General features: G+C 33.8%; 16 protein-coding genes. 7 read left to right on the plus strand and 9 right to left on the minus strand.

The window, feature by feature from the left end:
* Positions 1–31: 31 nt before the first annotated feature.
* From thrC to B5V81_RS01155, 5 genes are all read right to left on the minus strand, one after another.
* Positions 32–1,429 (minus strand): threonine synthase, encoded by a 1,398-nt coding sequence (gene thrC, locus B5V81_RS01135; protein WP_212111365.1) that lies wholly within the window; start codon positions 1,427–1,429, stop codon positions 32–34.
* Positions 1,430–1,894: 465 nt separating this feature from the next.
* Entirely contained in the window at positions 1,895–2,257 is a 363-nt protein-coding gene (locus B5V81_RS01140; RefSeq protein ID WP_212111366.1) for a hypothetical protein, read from the minus strand.
* Positions 2,258–2,473: 216 nt separating this feature from the next.
* Complete coding sequence (locus tag B5V81_RS01145; protein ID WP_212111367.1) at positions 2,474–2,836, minus strand: hypothetical protein; 363 nt, start codon at positions 2,834–2,836, stop codon at positions 2,474–2,476.
* 172 nt (positions 2,837–3,008) lie between these two features.
* Complete coding sequence (locus B5V81_RS01150) at positions 3,009–3,365, minus strand: hypothetical protein (RefSeq protein WP_212111368.1); 357 nt, start codon at positions 3,363–3,365, stop codon at positions 3,009–3,011.
* Between the two features lie 1,935 nt (positions 3,366–5,300).
* Positions 5,301–5,996 carry an HAD family hydrolase gene (locus tag B5V81_RS01155; protein ID WP_212111369.1) on the minus strand — a complete coding sequence of 232 codons (696 nt, stop codon included), beginning with the start codon at positions 5,994–5,996 and terminating at the stop codon, positions 5,301–5,303.
* A gap of 371 nt (positions 5,997–6,367) precedes the next feature.
* Between B5V81_RS01155 and B5V81_RS01160 the strand changes: the two genes are divergently transcribed.
* A complete protein-coding gene (locus B5V81_RS01160) occupies positions 6,368–7,456 on the plus strand; it encodes a site-specific DNA-methyltransferase (protein ID WP_439330050.1) in 1,089 nt (362 codons plus the stop codon).
* 753 nt (positions 7,457–8,209) lie between these two features.
* On the opposite strand, the gene mutY is transcribed toward B5V81_RS01160, so the two are convergent.
* Positions 8,210–9,265, minus strand: coding sequence for an A/G-specific adenine glycosylase (gene mutY, locus B5V81_RS01165; RefSeq protein ID WP_212111371.1), 1,056 nt, complete (start codon positions 9,263–9,265; stop codon positions 8,210–8,212).
* A 205-nt stretch (positions 9,266–9,470) separates the two neighbouring features.
* On the opposite strand from mutY, the gene B5V81_RS01170 reads away from it, so the two are divergent.
* From B5V81_RS01170 to ppdK, 3 genes are all read left to right on the plus strand, one after another.
* On the plus strand, positions 9,471–9,971 hold the full coding sequence (locus B5V81_RS01170) for a DUF721 domain-containing protein (RefSeq protein ID WP_212111373.1): 501 nt from the start codon (positions 9,471–9,473) through the stop codon (positions 9,969–9,971).
* An 84-nt stretch (positions 9,972–10,055) separates the two neighbouring features.
* Positions 10,056–10,712 carry a DsbA family protein gene (locus B5V81_RS01175; protein ID WP_212111375.1) on the plus strand — a complete coding sequence of 219 codons (657 nt, stop codon included), beginning with the start codon at positions 10,056–10,058 and terminating at the stop codon, positions 10,710–10,712.
* A gap of 178 nt (positions 10,713–10,890) precedes the next feature.
* Entirely contained in the window at positions 10,891–13,557 is a 2,667-nt protein-coding gene (gene ppdK / locus B5V81_RS01180) for a pyruvate, phosphate dikinase (protein ID WP_212111377.1), read from the plus strand.
* A gap of 1,760 nt (positions 13,558–15,317) precedes the next feature.
* Here ppdK and B5V81_RS01185 read toward each other — a convergent pair.
* On the minus strand, positions 15,318–16,160 hold the full coding sequence (locus B5V81_RS01185) for a peptidoglycan-binding domain-containing protein (RefSeq protein ID WP_212111379.1): 843 nt from the start codon (positions 16,158–16,160) through the stop codon (positions 15,318–15,320).
* 1,111 nt (positions 16,161–17,271) lie between these two features.
* Between B5V81_RS01185 and B5V81_RS01190 the strand changes: the two genes are divergently transcribed.
* Both B5V81_RS01190 and B5V81_RS01195 read left to right on the plus strand, forming a co-directional pair.
* Positions 17,272–17,571, plus strand: coding sequence for a DUF5330 domain-containing protein (locus B5V81_RS01190; protein WP_212111380.1), 300 nt, complete (start codon positions 17,272–17,274; stop codon positions 17,569–17,571).
* A 193-nt stretch (positions 17,572–17,764) separates the two neighbouring features.
* Complete coding sequence (locus B5V81_RS01195) at positions 17,765–18,175, plus strand: SufE family protein (protein ID WP_212111381.1); 411 nt, start codon at positions 17,765–17,767, stop codon at positions 18,173–18,175.
* Between the two features lie 108 nt (positions 18,176–18,283).
* Here B5V81_RS01195 and B5V81_RS01200 read toward each other — a convergent pair whose 3' ends face one another.
* Positions 18,284–18,721: a Ros/MucR family transcriptional regulator gene (locus B5V81_RS01200; protein WP_039760295.1), complete on the minus strand. Its 438-nt coding sequence runs from the start codon at positions 18,719–18,721 to the stop codon at positions 18,284–18,286.
* A gap of 849 nt (positions 18,722–19,570) precedes the next feature.
* On the opposite strand from B5V81_RS01200, the gene B5V81_RS01205 reads away from it, so the two are divergent.
* Positions 19,571–21,664 (plus strand): S9 family peptidase, encoded by a 2,094-nt coding sequence (locus B5V81_RS01205; protein WP_212111382.1) that lies wholly within the window; start codon positions 19,571–19,573, stop codon positions 21,662–21,664.
* A gap of 81 nt (positions 21,665–21,745) precedes the next feature.
* Here B5V81_RS01205 and B5V81_RS01210 read toward each other — a convergent pair whose 3' ends face one another.
* Positions 21,746–22,348, minus strand: a complete 603-nt coding sequence (locus B5V81_RS01210) for a superoxide dismutase (RefSeq protein ID WP_212111383.1) — start codon at positions 22,346–22,348, stop codon at positions 21,746–21,748.
* Positions 22,349–23,345: the final 997 nt, after the last annotated feature.

Consider the following 23,345-nt stretch of genomic DNA (forward strand, 5'->3'; position numbering starts at 1 on the left):
ATATTTTTGACTTAAATTAATGCAGCTAACTTTAATAAGATGCACGCGATTTTAAAGAAATATAATCTTTGACTATTTTTTCATCATTAGCAAGACTTATGAAGTGTTCTTCACCTTCCATGATATCATTGAGATGAGATGGCCATGGGGCATGAAGTCCACAAGCATTTTTAATTGTATCAGGAAATTTAGCTGGATGAGCCGTGGCAAGGACGATCATTGGAATATGCGGTTTTTTATTTTCGCGCGCTACCTTAAGGGCGACGGCTGTATGTGGATCGACAAGGTATCCACTTTCTTTATAGACACGATTAATTGTTTGTGCTGTTTCAGCCATGTTACTTTTTCCAGCAGAAAAGAGGGAACGAATATTTTTGAGCTGTTTTTCATTAAGAGTGAAAGATCCCATTTTTTTCAAATTTTCCATTGCATTGCGAATCCACATTGGATCACGATTACCACTTTCAAAGAGTAAACGTTCAAAATTAGAAGAGACTTGAATATCCATAGAAGGTGAAGTTGTATGAACGATAGGTTGTGTTTCGTAAGTGCCGCTGGTCAATGTACGTGCAAGGATGTCATTATCATTTGTTGCAATAACCAGTTGAGCAATGGGCAACCCCATACGAGCAGCAACATAACCTGCAAAAATATCACCAAAATTTCCAGTAGGAACAGTAAATGAAACAGCTCTATCAGGAGCCCCTAAAGAAAGTGCAGATGAAAAATAGTAAACAATTTGCGCCATAATACGCGCCCAATTTATAGAATTAACACCTGAAAGAGCTCTTTTTTTGCGAAAATGATGATCATTAAACATTGCTTTGACAAGAGCTTGGCAATCATCAAAATTTCCTTCAATGGCAATGGCATGAACATTTGTACTTTGATTAGTTGTCATTTGTCGTTGTTGAATAGGTGATACACGTCCTTTAGGAAATAAAATAAAAATATCTGAGTGTTCTTTTCCAGCGCAAGCTTGTATCGCAGCGCCTCCTGTATCACCTGATGTTGCAGCAATAATCGTTGCAAATCTATTTTTTTTAGTCAAAACATAATCCATTAGCCGAGAAAGAAATTGCATTGCGACATCTTTAAAAGCTAAAGTAGGCCCATGAAAGAGTTCAAGGATAAATTCGTCTGTTCCAGTTTGTCGTAACGGACAGACTGCTGGATGGTGGAAGGTTATATAAGATTCAGCAATCATATCTTCAAAAGCTGTGTACTCGATCTCATTATTTACAAAGGGCCATAGAATAGTTTTAGCAATTGTTGTATAAGATTGACCACGAAGTGCACGTAACGCATCAAATGATAATTGTGGAAATTTATCTGGAAGATAAAGTCCGCCATCACTTGCCAGCCCTGTCATGATTGTTTCCGTAAAGCTTAAAGCAGGAGATTCACCTCTCGTGCTGATATATTGCATAAGTTTTATCCTTCTTTATTTCTGGAAAGTTGATGAAGTTATTTATTTCATGTTTTTTATAATATTTAAATTATTAAATGGATAGAATCTTATTTTCTTCTTTTTGACTCAATAATGGAAAAATAGTCTTAAGCATTGTTATTTTTGAGATATAAACGTCAAATGTTCATAGAAAATCTGTTACAGTTGAGAATTTTCTCTCTATTATTCATTTTCTTAAATTTTATAGTATGTTTTCACTCATGTAGCTTTCTGAATAATAAAATCAAATAAATATAATAGTATTTATTGAATAAACTTTGTTTAATTTATCATTTTGTATAGAAATTAAGCATTAGATTTGTGCTATACCGTAGGGTGATCTAAAGATTAGTTATAGAAAACATAAAAACAGCCTGCCACATGATGTAAGGCAGGCTGTAAAGTATTCCTATTTAAAATAGAAAAAAATAGAGTATCTTTGAATTATTTTCCTTTAATTTTTCCGATTGCCCATCCAATTATCCCGCTAAATATGGCCATAACAGATCCGGTCAAGAATCCAAAACCCAAAGCTCCCATTGTAGAAAAAAAACCTAGAGTAATCGGTTCAAAAACTTTCTCAAATTTTCCTTCAATGGCGGATTCATTTTTTGCTCCATGTGTGAAATTGGGTACATAAAGAGCAGCTATATTGACAGCGTTTTTCTTTTCTTGTTCGATGAGAGAAATAGTTTCCCATTGAGCATCATTTTTCAAATGATTAGCATGGACATTTATCACTTGTGAAAGTAAAAAAGAAATCACTATTAAAATATTTAATACGTAAGTTTTCAATCCTTTAGTCATAATTTATCACCAATACTTTTTACTTCTATTTTAATTTGAATCGAATAGATACATCAGCAGAATTAGTACACATTGAGGAAACAGAAGCATTTAAAGCTTTTTTCATTTTTAATGTGATAATTCATTCGTTTTTTGTCATAAACTATGGGTAAACATAGAATATATCCATAGTTGATGTTGCATACGAGAAGATCTTATTCTGATGAACTTTTAATTTTAATGAGATTTAAAAGACGATACTATTTTGCTTATTATCCATCCTAAAAACATGCCTATCATACTTGATGCATATCCAAGAGCCATCCCAATACCAAAAGTTCCTATTGTAACAGGTTCAACGACCTTTTCAAATTTTCCTTCAATGGCAGTTTCATTTTCCACATCACCATTAAGGCTTGGTGTATAGAGAGAAACAGTACGGATTGCCCCCTTTCTTTTCTGTTTTATTGTAGAAACAAAAATATTCTCACGATGCGTACTATTTTGCCAATAGTTTGCATGCACATCTACAACATGAGAAAGAGAAAAGGCAGACATAATAAAAATACTTAACATATGATTTTTTAAAATTTTAATCATAATTTACCTCAAATACTTTATACTATTCGATATATATGCATAAATTTATACTTTAGATATAAGCTATATCATTTATATTTTTGTAGTATGAGTAGCTTCATTATGTAATGATTTTAAATAAATTATTAATACATAATGAAGCTATTATTCTAGAGAATTACACTAAATTAAATTATTTGAACATCAATACTATGTCTTTTATCCAACTTATTAGTGATCCTATAAAACTCATTGCATATCCAGCGAACAATAGTCCTACTCCTACAGTTATGGGTTCAACGACCTTTTCAACTTTTCCTTCAAAGGTTGTCCCATTTTCTGTTTTATAATTTACCGATGGAACATAGAAAGCAGTTGTAGAAACTGCATCAGATTTTGCATTCTTTACTTGTTCCATTAGGGGAACAGAAAACTCCCCTTTTGGAGCATGGTTTTTCAAATAGTTTGCATTAACATTTACAGTTTGTGAAAGAAAAAAAGTGCTCGCTATAAAAACACTTAATACGTAATTTTTAAATATTTTTACCATAACTTTACCTCAAATATTTTTATTTACATACGCAAGTAAACATACAATATGTTTATATAACTTACTTTATAGTAAAGCACATATTTCATTATGTATTTTTAGTCAATACTGAAAATACATATTAAAAATTTAACTATAAATTTTTTATAAACATTATTGTAAATAAGTAACAATAATAATTACATAAAATGTTTTATTATGTATGATATATAAAATAATATTATGTAGTTATCGCATCATATTTATAAAATTATTTTTTAATACATTTAGAGGTAATAAAATTGATAAAATTTTTTAGTATCAATTCTATAATAAAAAACATGAAAACTATGATGTATTATGAATAGAATTTCAGCAATTAAACTATGATGAAGGGAAGATCTGAGATTTTAGGCGATATAGTAGTTATTTTCATTTTATTATAATAATATTACTTTTTGTTCTAGGCTTAATTATATATACTTTTATGGTATAGATAATAAAAAATCGATATTTCTCTCATAGTGTAAAGTAGAACTCAAGTTGGATAGAGATAAATGATATTATCATTAACGTTTTTCTCGCCAATGTGAACAGCATATTATTATGGTACAAAGCGATGTATAGAAGAATAGCAATTCAGATACATTTATGAGTGCTAAAAGAGCAGCATGGGAGAATATTTTTCAATATTTTTTTCTTTCCTAGCTGAAAAACTGCTTTTATTTTTTAGAAAGGGCGTTTTTCCTAAAGTTGGATTTCTTTTGAAAAAATCAGATTTCATTGCTTATTTAAAAACTCTATTAGGTACTTTCGGAAAATTTTGAGCAGCTGGTATCTCTTACGTTGTTTAACATCAACTCTTATATGTTTCATATTTACGTTCTAATTAAAAAAACTGTCAGGTGTTCAAGCCTATTTTTCAATGATACATGTGAGTGATAGAATAATAAAATTCCATAATATAAAATTTTTAGAGCATCAGCATCTTTGACATTTATAAAGGCAGAAAGATGGTATAGTCATACGTTTTACTTACTTTTAATAATACTAAAGTCCTTGGTTCTTGAGATGATTCATTAAGAGGCGTTTTTATGCTTTTTTTATTTGTTTCGACATATTCAGATTTGAAATAAGAGAACTTTACGATATTCATTTTTTTGTTTATGCTGAATAATGCTAAATTATCATTATAAACCAATATGTTGTATGTAAATTGTTTAGTATGGAATGTTATTCTATAATAAGTGGGAATCTATTTTTTTGTCTTTTGTAATTTTAAAAAGGCTGTATCCGTTGATGCTATTAAAGTACTGTTTAAGGAGCAATACCAATAAACCTTCAACAAATTTACGAGATTTAGATTGAGAAAGTACAATTCCTTATAACTCAGCAAGGATACTTTTATCGTTTTCAATAAACTCTTGTATTCTATAGATTCCGAGAACTTTAATGTGTTCCCCTATGGTCAATACGAACATAGCATATAGTTTCACTATGTTGAGTAATATATTTTTAATGAGCTGAGGAGGGTATGGTTTTAGCATAGTAATTTACATCTTATTGAGCAAGGCATAATATCCTTTTTTTGCCAAATCTAGTCATTTATCAGGATAGGCTGCTGATGTTGGGACTAGGATATTGGATTATAGAGAGAGAAGCAGTTTACCGGTAGATTTAATTTCCCAAAAGTTGTATTTCCCCCAAGTTGTATTTCTATGAGTCTGTATCCCTTCTTTTTTGCTTTTTTAAAAGCATGTGCAATGGCTAAACACATAGTTTCTGGACGAGAGAGCATATTTTTCTTCTTTACATTGAGATACAACACGCTCCGTGTTGTGAAACACTCATTCATTGAAGTTATTATAAAAGGATAAAAGCGAGAAGGGGAGAATATTTGGGTAAAAATGCTTCCTTACAAAAGTTTACAAACTGATATATTCAAGACGATTTTTTTTACAATAAATCGCGCCATACTGCCATTGCTTCTAAGACTTCTCCTAAATGAGCATGTTTTGCGATAACTGTTTCTGCACCAGCTTCTGCAAGTGCATTAGAATGGCCAAGATAGCTATGTGATCCTCCTGTAAAGCCGATGACACGCATACCTGCGGCTATGGCGGCATGAACACCATGAAGTGAATCTTCTATAACAATAGTATTTTGCGGCTCTACTTGTAATTGTTGTGCGGCAAAAAGAAAAACATCAGGGGCAGGTTTCGTTTTTTTTGTTCCAACTTCAGGGGCTGAAAATATTTTACCTTCAAAAAGGTCATAGAGATCAACAGTGGTGAGCATTTCTTTGATATCTACGCTTTTTGCATTAGAGCAGATACAGTAGGGATAGCGTGTTTGAATAACTTCTATAGCTTCTCTTACATCATCAATAGCGCGTAATTCAGTTTTTATTTTTGTACGAAAAATATTGGTCATCTGATCTATGAGTTGAGCAGAAATTGGTTTTTCTGTTTCCTGTTCAACGTGTTTAAGGATATCGCGAAAGATGAGTCCTGCAAAACGCTCACTCAATTCTTCGGGTGATATTTTATATCCTGTTTGTCTGAGCAATTGAGATCCAATTTTTGCAGCAAGATATTCAGAGTCGACGAGGACTCCGTCACAATCAAAAATAATAAGATCTATCTGAGGCATAAGATATTCCTTTACATATTACGAGATGGACAACTTTCGTGAAAATAATATTAAGAGGATCTTATTTCATAAAAATACGCTTTGAAAATGATTCTTAATTCTTTTTCGAAATAAAAGATATGGGAACAGTACATTAAAAAAGAAAAATAAGGATTCATTCATACGAAAGTTTCTTTTACTTAAAAAAAATAAAAACGAATATCAATTTTGCAGAACTTTAACGATACGTTTACTCTATTTTGTAAATATGGATTGGTAATGCGGGCCTATAAACTATTTTGATTGATTATAGGGCAAATTCAGTTCATTTTGTTGGGTTTTTCATGACAGTTATTCAGCTTCAAAAAGATTTCATTCGTACTCCTTCACAGATGCCATGGCGCAATAAAATTTTTAAAGGAGATTGTGTTGCCGTTTTAGAAAAACTGCCAAAACATTCCGTTGATATGATTTTTGCGGACCCTCCCTATAATTTGCAATTGGAGGGTGCGCTATACCGCCCAGATCATTCGCTTGTTGATGCGGTTGATGATGCATGGGACCAGTTTGAGAGTTTTGCTGCTTATGATGCTTTTACTCGTGCATGGTTGCTTGCATGTCGTCGTGTATTAAAACCCAACGGAACGCTTTGGGTTATCGGATCATACCATAATATTTTTCGAGTTGGTACGGCCTTACAGGATTTAGGTTTTTGGATGCTTAATGATATTATTTGGCGCAAAAATAATCCGATGCCTAATTTCCGAGGGCGACGCTTTCAAAATGCCCATGAAACGCTTATTTGGGCTGTACGAGATCAAAAAGATAAAAAGTACACATTTAATTATGATGCTTTGAAAGCAGCAAATGAAGACTTACAAATGCGTTCAGATTGGCTTTTTCCTCTCTGCACTGGAGCTGAACGTTTAAAGGATGATTCAGGGCGTAAATTACACCCGACACAAAAACCACAAGCGTTATTAGCGCGTATTATTCTGGCCTCTAGTAAACCAGGTGATGTTATTCTTGATCCGTTTTTTGGTTCGGGCACAACAGGTGCTGTTGCCAAGCTTTTAGGGCGTGATTTTGTTGGGATTGAACGCGAGCAAGATTACATTGATGCAGCATGTGAGAGAATTGCGGCGGTTAAACCTTTAGCGCACCCAGAACTGGCGATTTTGGACAGAAAAAAAGCAGAACCACGTGTAGCATTCAATAGTTTGCTTGAAGCAGGTTTGCTCTATCCTGGAGAAGTTCTTTATGATCGCAAAAAACAAGTATCTGCTATTGTAAGAGCTGATGGTACGATCATGCATGGTGGTGAAGCAGGTTCAATTCACGCAATGGGAAGAAAGGCTCAAGATTCGCAGAGTTGTAACGGTTGGACCTTTTGGTATTATGAGGAAAATGGACGGTTAAAATCCATAGATCATTTAAGAATGATCATACGTTCACAAATGTTAAAAACGGGTGTTTTATGAACTAAGATGATTGCTTCATTCTATTGACCGTGTGTCGCCGCCTTTAATTGAGAGAGACATGCGGGCGATTTATGCCTTTTTAAGCGTTAACATGCTAATTTTGCTTGCAAGCGGCAAGCGAGTATTTTTCTTGTAGAAGACATTAAAATGAAAAAGTTTCATTCTATCTCTCATTTAAGTTCTAAAATAATCAAATTATCAATCGATATGCTTTTATGAAGATGAAATAACCAAATTAAAAAAATCATTCAGAAGTTCAAAATTAAGTGTTTTTTTTGAGGGAACATCTACATCTCTGGATGTGCGTGCAATATCGCAATATCGTGCAATATATTGGCTTAATAAAAATAATTTGTAATTGTTCAACTTGAATGACCCCCTCGAATATCGTCGGATTTTCTCATTTCCAACCTATTTTATATTGAATCAATCAAAATTACTTTCTTGCGTGTCATAAGTGGGGGGTGAGTAAAAATTGCTAAAGATAAGGAGTAAAAGTACCTCTTCTAAACTGTCTCAAGAACCAAGGGCTTTAGACAGCATTGGGACTTGTAAAGTGTGTGATGGTGTGTGTCAGTTTGCTTCTTGCATTAAGTGAAAAGAGGATAAATCCAGAAATTTAAATCTAAGATTTCTAAGCTTTTTTATCCCTTCTTCATTCTTATCTGTAGAAAAAATTTTCTTTTACAAAGGAAGAAATGGTCGCTAGAAATAGCAAAGTTTCTGTGAGCAAAAATTTTATAGAGAATATTATTAAAATCTGAAAGAATGAGGCAGTGCTATAGCGATGGCTTTTTTCATAACTGTAGGGAGCGCTTCTTCGGCAAGATGTTGAATGTTACACCACCAACCATTTTCACAATTCATTTCATGAATATCGTCAGTATAATAAACATCAAGTTTTAGAGAAAAGTGAGTAAAAACATGGGTAATTTGTCCTTTGAATTGCCAATTGGCAGTAAAGGGTGCGTTTTTGAGCCCATTTTCATTGTTTATGCCAATATTATTAGGAATTTGAGTCATTCCGCCGAGGAGTTTTTGCGTTTGTCGTTTTTCCAAATAAATTTGTCTCTTTTTATTAAGGACTACAAAAGCAATACCTGTTTTTGAAGGGCGTTCTTTTTTAGGAGCTTTGACTGGAAAAGATTCTGCTTGTTGCATTTTTGCCGCTTTACATAAATTTTGAAGAGGGCAGATATAACAAGATGGTTTGCGTGGAGTACAAATTGTTGCTCCTAAATCCATCATTGCTTGAGCAAAGTCGCCCGGACGATTTAAAGCGGTAATTTTTTGTGTTTGTTCTTTAATTTCAGCTTTGGCTTTTGATAATATTGAAGTGATAGCAAAAAGGCGTGCTACCACACGTTCGACATTTCCATCAACCACTGCTACGGGGTGGTTAAAAGCAATTGCGGCAATAGCTGCGGCCGTATAATCTCCAATGCCAGCGAGAGTTCGCAATGCTTTTACAGATTGTGGAAATTGTCCTGCATAGTTTTCAACAAGCTGTGTTGCACATTTTTTAAGATTACGTGCGCGTGAATAATAACCAAGTCCAGCCCACGCTTTCATGATGTCATCTTGTGAGGCTTTTGCTAAAGAAGAAAGATCAGGCCAAAGTTTCAAAAATTTTTTAAAATAGGGTTTAACCGTTTCAACGGTTGTTTGCTGAAGCATGATTTCAGATAGCCAAACGTGATAAGGATCAGGACGCGTACCTTTTTTTTGTTCTTCAGGGGTAATTCGCCATGGGAGATGTCGGTGATTTTGATCGTACCAAGAAAGGAGGTGCGAAGAAATTTCATACATGATTGTTTTCAAGCATAGAGAGATGTAAAATGCAAAAGAAAAAAATATTTATTTGGTAATTCATATTTTTTTGCTCTTTTATTTTTATTACCAGATTCTAGTGAGGAGAGAATTTCTATTTATAAATTGGGAAGGCGATAATTTTTAGATGAAACAAATGAGCAAATAATTGTAATTGAGTAAACGGTTGAACAATGATCTAAAAATGAGAAAACAACTCAAAAAACATGCTTTTTATTCTCTTTCTGAGTCGGTATTGAAAATACTTGATCCAGTTTTACGCAAACGGACAGGGCTTAATGTCGCACTTATAGAACACTGGCCACAAATTGCGGGCTATGATATTAGTGAGCATACAATGCCCCTTAAAATTATTTGGAAGCGTCGCGCGGATCAAGATGAAGTTTTTAAGCCAGCAACACTTGTTGTCGCCTGTGAAGGATTTTCTGCATTAAAATTGATGCATGAAACAGAGGAATTGCTTCATAGAATTAATGGATTTTTTGGCTATATTGCTATTGATCGCATCAAAATTGAACAAAGGAATATATCGGTTTTTATGAATCATGTTTCTCTAAAGCCAGCATTGAGTGAACAAGACAAAAAATGCGTAGAAAAAATGCTTGAAGGAATTGAAGATAAAAGCTTATACCAATCACTTTATAAACTTGGCTGTTGCATTTTCTCGGAAAAAAATAATAAATAGCAAGATATTTTAGATATTTTTCTTTAATATAGGGGAAAGCATTGGATTCCTATTCGTTTAATAACAAACAGAAAAGTATTATTTATGGTAAAATATCGTTCTTTTTTATTTTTCGGGATAATTTTTCTCTTCATAACGATTGTACAAAACAGTGTAACAGTTGCTTTAGCGCGCGGTGCCAAACCCGTTGCAACAGTGGATATGGCTGAGCTTCTTCAATCGGGTAAAGTAAAGGATCGCTTTGAAGGAGAGGCGGATGCTCCAGTCATCATTGTTGAGTATGCTTCGTTGACATGTACGCATTGTGCACATTTTTATAATGATATCCTTCCTCAAATTCGTAAAAAATATATCAAAACAGGAAAAGTGAAAATGATTTTCCGCGATTATGCTTTTGATCCTCGGGCAACAGCTGGTTTTATGTTAGCACGATGTGCACCAGAAGATCGCTATTTTCCTTTGATAGAAGTTTTATTTCAAAAACAAAATGAGTGGGTTTGGGGAAAAGATGCTCTGACACCGTTGAAAAAAATTAGCTTAATGGCAGGTTTTACAGATGAAAGTTTCACGGCTTGTCTGAAAAATCAAACCATTTTAGATGAAGTGAATGCATCATTTGAGCGTGGTAAAGAACTTGGTGTCACAGCAACGCCTACTTTCTTTATCAATGGTGATAAATATGAAGGTGCCATGAAAGTGGAAGACTTTTTTTCTTTAATTGATAGTTATCTTAAAAACTGAATTTTAATCTTCCAAAAGGTGAATAAGTGAGATCTGTGGTCCTTTCTCTTTTGGAAGCATTGTTATTATGCATTGATGAAGCGATATTTTGTGTTTTGCTGATTTTGAATCAAATTATTGCTTTTAAATGAGCCTAGGTTGAATGATGTTTTGATGCTGATATGGGAGGATTTGTACAATGAAAAAATGGGTTTATAGTTTTGGAGATGGTAGCGCAGAAGGAAGTGCAAGCGAGCGTAATCTTCTCGGAGGTAAAGGCGCTAATTTGGCAGAAATGAGTAATCTTGGTTTGCCTGTACCCCCCGGCTTTACTCTGACAACAGAAGTTTGTAATTTTTATTATGCCCATGACAAATCATATCCAGAAGAGCTACAGGAATCTGTTAAGAAAGCACTAAGACGCGTTGCTGAACAAACAGGACGTGAATTTGGGAATGAACAAAGACCACTTTTGCTTTCTGTTCGTTCAGGGGCACGAGCTTCTATGCCAGGGATGATGGATACAGTGCTGAATCTTGGCATGAATGATGAAACTGTAAAAGCAATTGCTTCACAAGCCAATAATGAACGTTTTGCTTATGATAGTTATCGGCGTTTTATCCAAATGTATTCTAACGTTGTTTTGGGGTTGGACCATTCGTATTTTGAAGAGATTCTTGATGAAGAAAAAGCACGCAATGGTTACACTATTGATACAGAAGTGACAGCAGATGATTGGAAGAATATTATTATTTCTTATAAAGCCTATGTTGAAGAAAAATTAGGAACCCCTTTTCCGCAAGATCCTGAACAACAGTTATGGGGAGCGATTGGAGCCGTTTTTTCAAGTTGGATGACAGCACGTGCAGTTACTTATCGCCGTTTACATAGCATTCCTGAAAGTTGGGGAACGGCAGTTAATGTGCAAGCGATGGTTTTTGGTAACATGGGAGAAGATTCGGCAACAGGTGTTGCTTTTACACGCAATCCGTCGACAGGGAAAAAAGAACTTTACGGTGAGTTTTTAGTTAATGCGCAAGGGGAAGATGTTGTGGCGGGTATTCGAACGCCTCAAAATATTACAGAAAATGCGCGTATTGTTGCTGGTTCAAATAAGCTGTCTTTAGAAAAAATTATGCCTGAAGCTTTTTTGAAGTTATGTCAGATCGCGCAGAAACTTGAGCAGCATTATCGGGATATGCAAGATCTCGAATTTACCATTGAAAAAGGTAAATTATGGATGTTGCAGACTCGTTCAGGAAAACGCACGGCGCGTGCGGCTCTCAAGATGGCAATTGAAATGGTGGAGGAGGGGTTAATAAGTCGTGAAGAGGCTGTGATGCGGATTGATGCAAAATCACTCGACCAGCTTTTACACCCAACACTTGATCCAAAAGCAGAACGTTTGGTTATAGGACGTGGTTTACCGGCTTCTCCTGGAGCCGCAACGGGTGAAATTGTTTTTACTTCAGAAGAGGCAGAAACGGCATCGGCAGAAGGGCGCAAAGTTATTTTGGTCCGTGTAGAAACAAGCCCAGAAGATATTCATGGTATGCATGCTGCTGAAGGAATTTTAACAACGCGTGGCGGTATGACAAGCCACGCTGCTGTTGTGGCGCGGGGAATGGGAAAGCCATGTATTTCTGGTGCTGGTAGTGTACGGATTGATTATAATACAAATACGCTGCTTGCTTCAGGAGAAAGTTTTCAAAAAGGCGATATTATCACGATTGATGGTGGAAGTGGAGAAATTTTCAAAGGGAAGGTTGCGATGTTGCAGCCTGAGTTGTGCGGAGACTTTGCAAAGTTAATGGAATGGGCTGATGGAATGCGACGTATAAGGGTTCGCGCCAATGCTGAGACACCATCTGATGCTCGTATGGGGCGTTCTTTTGGGGCTGAAGGTATTGGTCTTTGCCGTACAGAGCATATGTTTTTTTCTGGTGAACGCATTGTTGCTATGCGTGAAATGATTTTAAGTCATGATGAAAGTGGACGTCGCAAAGCGTTAGACAAGCTTTTGCCAATGCAGCGTTCAGATTTTAGCGAATTATTTGAAATTATGTGTGGTTTGCCTGTAACCATTCGCTTGCTTGATCCGCCACTCCATGAATTCTTACCAAAAACTGATGCAGAAATTCTTGATGTCGCAAAAGCTATGGGAGTTTCTACTGAAGTGCTTTCTGAACGTGCACAGCAGTTGCACGAATTTAATCCTATGCTTGGATTACGAGGATGCCGTTTAGCCATTACTTATCCTGAAATTGCCGAAATGCAAGCGCGAGCAATTTTTGAAGCAGCAGTAGAAGCTGCTCAAAAGTCTGGATCTCCTGTTATGCTTGAAATTATGGTGCCACTTATTGCACTTAAATCTGAACTCGATTTTGTAAAAGCGCGTATTGATCAGGTTGCTGAGGAAGTGATGAAAGAAAAGGGAAGCACTATTCAGTATATGGTTGGGACGATGATTGAGCTTCCAAGAGCAGCGCTTAGAGCCGATGAAATTGCTGAAACGGCAGAATTTTTTTCGTTTGGGACAAACGATTTGACACAAACCACTTTTGGAATTTCCCGTGATGATGCTGCTCCTTTTTTGGCAACCTATTTTCAAAAAGGTCTTTTAGAGCTCGATCCTTTCGTATCTATTGACCGTGATGGTGTCGGAGAACTGGTTGCCATTGCTGCACAGCGTGGACGCTCAAAGCGTGCCAAAATCAAATTGGGAATTTGTGGTGAACATGGAGGTGATCCTGTTTCTATTGCTTTATGTGAAGAAAATAACCTAGATTATGTTTCATGTTCTCCTTTTCGAATCCCAATTGCTCGTTTAGCAGCAGCACAGGCTGCAATAGCCAAAAGGATATAACAGGTTAACATTTTTTATTGTATCGTTACCATTGAAATAAATTTTTATGTACACTCTTTTATTTCCTTCCTTAAAGAAAATAAAAGCACTTTTAAAATGCACTATAATGTATCTCACGCAAGAGAGTGTATTTTTGAGAGGTTTAGGCGAGAAAATATAAAGCAAGATAAAACAAAGGTGTATTATTAATATACTTTCGGTATTGGCAGGATTATTAATAGAAAGCAGTGTGTTGTTATATAGTTAATTCACACGTTTGCTTTTTAACAGGGGGGAATGCCTCATGCAAAACAGAATGCTTAAAATAAATGCATTTGTTTTGCATGTCGTGCTGTTCGAAAGAGACATCTTATCAGTGGATAATCCATTTCACGTTGATGTTTGTGTAATGGGATTATGTAAAACTCTCTCAAAGTTTATAAACTTCACTATGCACTACCAACTTTACGCTTATGTAAGAAAGATTGAAATTATATAATAGATTAATTTATAATGATAATTTTTTATTTCTCATACTGAATGAGAGATTTGAATACCATAGGATTTTCTATTTCATCTTCTTTTATAATGAATCAATCAAAACCAATTTTTACATGTTACAAGCAGCGCTATCGTGTGGGAAAAAACGTTCAAAAAAGAATTAAAATTCTTCTTATGAATGCTTTCAAGTGCTAAGAATTGTCGCAACATTGAAGGTAGGTACAATATATAATGATGCAAGCTTGCTCCTTCACAAGCGTAAGGATGATAGTACACAGTAGGGCTGCTATGATATTATTTACGAGTATTGTTGCGCAATGGGCTTGAGTACTTTGAGAGATGCTTCTCTAAAAAAAGTCCCATGAATGGTAAAGTATATTTCGTTTGGGGTGTTTTGTTTTACGTAGAAGGGGGGAGGGCGTGAGCTCAAAAAGACACGTAATAAATGAAAGCATGACGCAATAGGTAATCGCCATTATTTATAAAAGAAAGCGCTGCTTTAGATATCTTTGAAAGTCGTAAAGCTGAATGAAAAGAAAATGGTCAAGATGGGAAGTGCTTTCTCTCCTTAAAGCTTTATATTTTGTCCAAATTAAGCTCTCATCCTGTTTTAAGAGATTATATAAACAGAGATAGACAATATGTTTACACCCATTTGGCATACAAAAGCGACAACAGCAGAGAAAGTACGACTTAGTCTTTATCTCAAACATGCAGTTGAATGAGGATTGAAGGTTGATTTATAAGCACAACAAAAGCATTGGCTTTTTTAGAAAAAACGTCATAAAACACAAAATTTTCCAGTAATGAATTGGAGAAATGTGGCGGCTTTTTATGAAACCCTTTGCGAAACAAAAAACATAACACAACTAACTTTTCATCTACTTATTCTTAAAGGTGTTCGTACATATTCTTTGCGTCATATTCACAAAATCAAATTGACAGTAATATATGGATAATTTCTGGCTAGAGAATATGAAAAAAGTGTGATGCAACAGCAGAATTTTGTGTCCCTTTATCATCAGAAGCAATAAAAGTTTTAAAACAAGTGCGTTTACTTTCTTACAATGATTTCTTTTTTCTGTAACTGGTTGTGATCTCCTTACTAGCAAATTGTATGGTTCAATATGTAATGTGTAAGAAAATCATTCTGATTGATTCAATACAAAAAGGCTTAAGATGAAGGAATATTGTTGTACTTGGGTAGGCATTAAACAAGAAGACGATCAATTATCATGATAAGTCAAGAGATTGTTTTATAATGTAGCTATGATTAAGCTTCAATTTAATAAACCAATTTCACGCATTTTCATTAAAATTGTGTGGTTAATTTTTCCCGTGACAGGAAGATCAAACATTTTTTGAAACTGTTTTAAGGCTTCTATCGTCTTTTGATCTTCTATTCCTGTAATAAGAACTTCCTCATGACCAAAATTATGTAAAGCTTTTTGCACCTGTAAAATATCTTCAACAGAAAGATTTAAAACAGATTCTTTTGAATTTGTTATATTTTTTGTTGTTGTATTATTTTCTATTTCTATTTCGCTCTGTTTAATTAATATCGCAATTTCATCTGTTGTGGGATTGGATAAAATATCGTTTTGTTTTTTTTGAGTAGCTTGTTGTTTCCATAAAGCGATAGCACGACGCATTTTAGGCCCATCCAATCCATCTAAAGGTCCATCATAAAGTCCTAATTCTGCTAGTTTTTTTTGCTTTTCTATCATACTTTCTGATTGAGGGGAAAAAGGTGAATTTGTGTGGTGATGACTTGGAGAATGTAGTGAAGTTACACGAGAGAGTTCTTGTGATTTTGTTTCTCTTTTGGATAAATTAGAGCTTTTTCCTATACTTTGAGTAGAAGAAAACTTCATTTGAGTTAAAATATTTTGATGTGTTGTCTTTTGTGAAAATAAAGCATTAAATGAAATAAATAAAAAACTGATGATAAAAAGAAGAGAGCCAACAAAAAATAAAGTATTTTTTCGTGTATAAAAATAAAGATTTTTTGCACTCCAAAAAATAAAATAAAAAATTATCAAAAGAAGAGTGATAACAATACTATTACGGTATTTACGCTGTTTTACAGTTTTTTTTCGGGACGTCTTTCGCTTTGTTGCCATTATTTTTGATTTTCAGTTGCGTTTATTTTTCACAAAGAACGAATGTAAATTATTTCTTATTTCAAGCTAGAAAGAAGCACATTTATATTATTGCTTTTTCCTTTCAAATTCCTAAAACAAGCTGTTTCATTATATCCATTTACAAATTGATAAATCAACAAGATCTCTTATCAAATTCTATTAATCTCATAGTTTACAAATCTTTAATATGTCAAAGAAAACACCGAATGATTAAAACTCAAGATCATGTTAGTATTTTCAAATGTGCATTATCACATCTAATCATCTAAACAATAATGCTACGTTATTCTCCATTTTTGGCGCATATGTTTGCCTGTTATTAAAAGTCGAGTTGAGAATGGATTCCTATAACGATAGAATGATGATAGTCATCATCGCTCCTTATAGTTTACATAAAGAGAGTTACTTATCCGTAAACGGTTTGGGAAGAACGGTTATCTCTTAATGGTATCATATTTTGGCATAAATTTCTTCTATTCATATCCAATAATTTTTATTAAATATCAACTAAATTGATGTTTATAATGTTATAGAAAAAATCTCGACTTGAGATAGAAGCATAGGAGATGCATCTATTTTTTTAATATTTTTATTAACATATTGATCGTTTTCATAAGGTGCCAATAAAAATTTATAGACAATATAAAGTATTATATCGACACGAGAGTCAGAATAACAGAGTTTGACTCTTCTTTAGCATTTTAAACTAAGCTTAAAATGATGGATTATTATTTAAAATAAGTATGTACACAATATGGAAAAGAAATTGACAATGTTTTTAATCTTTAGCTTATCGCTACACTTTCTTGTGGAATAAAAGGCTGCAAATGTGGGGCGTATACCTCTATCCCTTATGAATGACTATGTCTCTTATTTTTTGTATAATCTTGGTGTTAATTCTTTACCAAATCGACAATGTATCCGATTTTATATAGCGGCATTGTAGCATATTTATAAAAAAGCCGATGATATAGGTCCAATAAATGAATATTCGATTTTATAAAAAACTCGTTTTATACATTTTTTATAAAGAAGCAGTGTATAAAATGCTCCTTTTATTGTATTTCCCACTTCGGTACATTAATTGCCCATGATACGTTTTTTAATCAAGTTATCATTTTTTTTGTTTTTTGTTTTTGTCATTATTTCATTTTTTGTAGCCAATCCAAGCAGTAACCATTCTTTCAACCAAAAAAATAATGAGGCAATAACCAGTGATGTGATTATTGCGTTTAAGGAAGCTTTAAATGACTTAGGAACATTTTGTGACCGTAATAGAGAAACCTGCAAAGTAGGAAAGTCCTTTTTAAGTTTACTTGGCGAACGTGCATATTACGGAGCAAGAGCTGCTTATGAATATTTAGGGCATATATTAGAAAACAAAAAATAATATAAAGATTTCCCCTAATGCTTCTCACAAAAAGGCAATACAAGAATTCTTACAAAATCATACAATTTTATCTTGAAACATACAATTTTATCTTGAAATAAGAATTTTTAATATTCTTCATATTTATTATGTTAGGAAAATAAATCAATAAATATATTCAACATGATTATTAAAAGGAAACAGGATTAAGATAATGGCGGAAAAAATCGATAATATTATAGAGAACTTTTCGCTTTTGGATAATTGGGAAGATCGTTATCGTTATGTCATTGAACTTGGTCATGAATTGCCACCTTTTCCGGAAAGTGCTCGAAACGATAGTCACAAAGTTCCCGGCTGTGTCAGCCAAGTGTGGCTTTTATCGTCACGTAATAATTCAGAAGATCCAATATTAACGTTTCAAGGGGATTCCGATGCCCATATTGTGCGTGGACTCATTTATATTCTTCTTGCTTTTTATTCAGGCAAAAAAGCCTCTGAAATTCGCAACTCTGATGCGCAAGATCTCTTTGAAAAACTTGGTTTAAATGAGAATCTTACACCACAACGATCCAATGGTTTGAAATCAATGATCAAACGAATTCGTAACGAAAGCTATATATAATTCCCTTTCTAAACATTACGACACACAAAAAACTTTACAGAAAATAGCACTCTAACAAGCAGTTCTATATATCAATTCATACAGAAACTATTTTTTCGCAAAATATGATTATTTAACCTTTTTCCGTTTGCTTTTGCGTCCAAGTCCCATTTCTTTAGCTAAAGCTGATCGTGTTTTTGCATAATTAGGCGCTACCATAGGATAAGAGCTATCTAATTGCCATTTTTCACGATATTCCTCTGGCAACATTCCATAATGTGTCATGAGATGACGTTTGAGAGATTTAAATTTCTTTCCATCTTCAAGACAAATAAGATAGTCAGGAAATACTGAACGCTTTGGATTAACAGCAGGCCTTTGTTTTTCAGCTTCGACCTCTGTTAACTCTAGATTCCCCGCCTTACGAAAAGCAGCATGGACATCAGCAATTAAACTTGGCACTTCAGTCGGTCGAATAGAATTATTACTCACGTAGGCAGCAACAATATCAGCAACCAATGTAATAACTAAATTGCTTTCAGTCTCTAAGACTGCACGATGTTCCATTCTTGTTTCCTTTAATTCAAAATCGAGTAATTTAAAATCGAGACGTAGTGCATATACTCATAAAATCTCATGCACATGAGTTTCATATTGTACAAAAATCTTTTTTGTCAATTCAATTATTCTATAAAATTGCCAAAACACAAAAAAATCAAATAAATACCTCTTTTTTGTCATAATATACAATAAGAAAAACAAAATTCTACATGCTAAAATATATTTTATATTCTATAACATAACATAACTAACATGTAATATATCACAAATATAAAAAAATATAATATAAAATTTTATTTATTTTTTGAAAAAGTAAAAATAAAATTACGAATTATAAAAATAAAACATGTATAACATTATTTTTGTTTTAAATACTTATAATTTATTAAGCATGTTTTATATAAATGTAAAATTTATTTTATGGTTTATAATTATTAAATTTAATAACAAAAAAACATAATATATTATAAACATGACAGTATTTCACTATTTATAATATACAACTCTTCATCAAAATGACATAAAATACTTTTTTATTTTTTATTATATAATGTTGATACTTTATATATATTTACTCCTTGCTATAAAATTATATTATTTATACTGTTTCAAAAAAACAAACTCTTCCCCTCATAACTCATATTGTTTTACTCATCACCTCCATTATAAAAGTGGTATTCTATCCCTAGAAAACAATAGCTATGACAGCTAATGAATAGAAAGATATTAATGGTAACGATTATCACGACGCTATTTTTGCAAGTGCGTAGAACTTATATTTTTACACTTGCATTAATAATTGTGATTCTAACATATAAAAAAAGCTATTAACATATTTTTAATATAGGATTGTGTATGACCCACACTTTTACAACTCCTCCCAAAGCATCTAGAATCACTCATAAAGAAGTATATCATGGTATTTTTCGTGATGATCCTTATCATTGGCTACGTGCATCTAACTGGCAAGATGTTTTTAAAAATCCTAACTGTCTTGATCCCAATATTCGACATCATCTCGAAAAAGAAAATGCTTATCAAGTGGCTCAAATGGCTGATACAAAGCCTTTAAGGGATTTGCTTTTTACTGAAATGAAAAGTAGGATCCAAGAGAATGATAGTTCAGTTCCTATAAAAAATGGACCTTTTGCTTACGGATTTTCTTATGTTACCGGAGGGCAACAACCACATTATTTCCGGACACCAAGGAATGGTGGAGAACGACATGTTTACCTGAATGGTGATCTTTTAGCTGAAGGTAAAGAATATTTCAATTTTGGTTCAGTTCAAGAATCTCCTGATCATAGATATGTTGTATGGACCTATGATGATAAAGGATCAGAATTCTATACAGCTAAAATTCGTCATTTAGAAACATTATCTGATTTTACGGACACCATAACTGACACATCCGGACAAATTGTGTGGGATGCTCAATCTGAAGGTTTTTTCTATACAAGAGTGGATAAAAATCACCGACCTTCAGAGCTCTATTATCATCGCTTAAATACGGATCAATCACAGGATAAGCTTATTTTTCGTGAAGATAATCCAGGTTTTTTCTTAAATGTAAGCGGTTCTAAGCTTCATGATGTTATTTATATTAATATTCATGATCATGAAACGTCAGAGATCTGGTTAATTCCTGCTGAAGCACCTATGAGCGTCCCTCAATGTGTACGCAAACGGCAAAAAGGTGTTGAATATTCACTTACAGAAGGTGGTGATGTCTTTTATATTCTGACCAATTTAGATAACGCAAAGGACTTTAAAATTATGGTTGCACCGTATGAAGCGCCGCAATCAGAAAATTGGTCAGAACTGGTGTCTCATCAGCTTGGTTGTTTGATCCTATCCCATGATGCGTATCAAGATTTTCTTATTTGGCTCGAACGCTTTGAAGGACTTCCTCGTATAAAAGTTATGGAGCGTGCGACGAAACAAATCCATTCCATTGCTTTTGATGAAGAGGCTTATTCTTTAGGTTTACAGGGTGCAGCGGAATATAATAGTCAGTCCATTCGCTTTTCTTATTCATCTATGACAACGCCTGATCAAGTATTTGATTATGAGATGAAAAGTCGCAAACGAATATTGTTAAAGACGCAAATAATTCCCTCTGGTCATAATAAAGATGAATATATAACGCGACGTATCATGGCCATTGCAGAGGATGGTGAAAAAATTCCTATTTCACTTATTTATCATAAAACGACACCTCTCAATGGTTGTGCACCTTGTCTGCTTTACGGTTATGGTGCTTATGGAATTTCTATTCCTGCCAGTTTCAATAGTAATGTACTCTCTCTGGTAAACAGAGGTTTTATTTATGCTATTGCCCATATTCGTGGAGGAAAAGAAAAAGGGGTTGAATGGTATGAGAAAGGAAAACATCTTTTTAAACATAACACATTTACTGATTTTATTGCTTGTGGGCGTTATCTTGTAAATAATAAATTTACAGCTCATGATCGGCTTATTGCGCATGGTGGTTCTGCAGGAGGAATGTTGATGGGAGCTATTGCCAATATAGCGCCACAGGATTTTGCTGGAATTATAGCCAATGTCCCTTTTGTTGATGTTTTAACAACGATGCTCGATGCTTCTTTACCCTTAACGCCCCCTGAATGGCCTGAATGGGGAAATCCTCTTGAATCACAAGAAGATTATAATCTTATCGCTTCTTATTCTCCCTATGATAACGTCAAAGCGCAAAAATATCCTCCTATGCTTGTGATAGCAGGATTAACAGATCCCCGTGTAACTTACTGGGAACCTGCAAAATGGGTAGCAAAATTGCGTGCGTTAAAAACAGATGATAATGCAATTTTATTGCGTATTAATATGGATGCAGGACACGCTGGTGCGGCTGGACGTTTTTCAAAGTTAGAAGAAGTCGCTTATATCTACGCATATATACTAAAGATAGCAGGAAAAGATTTTTTCTAATTTATAATCTCTCTATTTGTAAGTCCCTATAATTTACTGGATTATAGGGACTTATATTCACTAAAGAATTATCTAGACAGCTTACAATCCGCAATCTTCATAAAGTTTTAAAACATAGTCCCAATTGATCAAATGATCCACGAAAGCTTCGAGATACTTTGGACGAGCATTGCGGTAGTCAATGTAATAGGAATGTTCCCACACATCTACACCTAAAATAGGTTGAGCATTTTGAACCAAGGGATTTTCACCATTAGGCGTTTTCATAATTTCAAGCTTACCATCTTTAACAGCAACCCATGCCCATCCCGAACCAAATTGGGCACCAGCAGTAGCAATAAAATCAGCACGGAATTTGTCATAGCCCCCTAGATCAGATTCGATAGCTTTTGCTAATTTTTCGGGCAGCTTTTGACCACCACCATCTTTTTTCATCCAATGCCAAAAATGGTTATGATTGTAATATTGCGCTGCATTATTAAACAAACCAATATTTTTTCCAAAACTTTTTTTAATAATCTCTTCAAGGCTTTCATTTTCCAAGCCAGTATCTTTTATAAGGTTGTTGGTATTGGTAAGATAAGCGAGGTGATGCTTATCATGATGATATTCAAGCGTTTCGCGTGACATATAGGGCGAAAGAGCATCGTAATCATAAGGCAATGCAGCCAATTCAAAAGCCATTTAAAATCTCCTCGATTCTAATTGTTAAGTTTACTTTAAAAGCCTAATTTGCCATTTGCAGCACCTAAAAGCAAATATTGTATACTTAATTTATGTTAATTAATTTTTATGACCATCTCTTCATAAAGATATTTTTAAGCGTACACTCTTAACCAATCAAAACATTATTGATTTATAATATATTGCTTCTGAGAAATTTTGAACATCTATGAACAGGTAAAAAAAATATCACGACCTTTTGAATAAAAAAAACGGAGATAGCTCTTACCCCTTGTTCTTGTACCTGAAAATATTTCTTTCAAATATTATACAAACTGTTTTTAATTTTTGCAAAACTTCTCCAACCATATTGATATGGGAGTATTATAGTGCTTGCAACGGAATATGTAAGTGTTATTTTAAAGGGAACATTTATCAATGCGCTTGATCTCATTTCATAGCGCTATTCATGAGTATTAAAACGTAAAAGCTACTGGATATCACCATCTTTACGTTTATAGAAGAGTACAGCGGTAATATCATATATTTTACTGGTTCCCAATGTTAAAACAGCTTTTGTTTTGATATGGGTCATAAGAGGCATTGTACTCCTTAGTCTTTTATAGTTTTTTACCCACATCACCGCTTGTAATAGGCGAGGGAATGGCTTTGATTGGTTCAATATAAAAAGATTTGAAATGAAAAAAAATTACGATATTTGAGGTTGTTACTCAGACATGCAAACTGATTAATCATTATCATAAATCAATATTTATCTTTTTCAGATATTGCTGATTTTGGCACAGATTTTAAAAAACATTTTGTAAGATTTATTACAATTGAATGTTTACACATATTGATTAAAAATAGAATTTTCTGTAAAGGAACTTATCATGCTTGTTGTGCATTATCAAAGCAACCTATCTTTAAGGAAGGGGAAATTATTTTATATTGAGGAATCCCAAAAAAAATACAGTTAAGAAGATAGAAAAATCATCAACACACAAAGTTTTCTCAT

The sequence above is a fragment of the Bartonella queenslandensis genome (assembly GCF_018155095.1).
Taxonomy (GTDB): domain Bacteria; phylum Pseudomonadota; class Alphaproteobacteria; order Rhizobiales; family Rhizobiaceae; genus Bartonella; species Bartonella queenslandensis_B.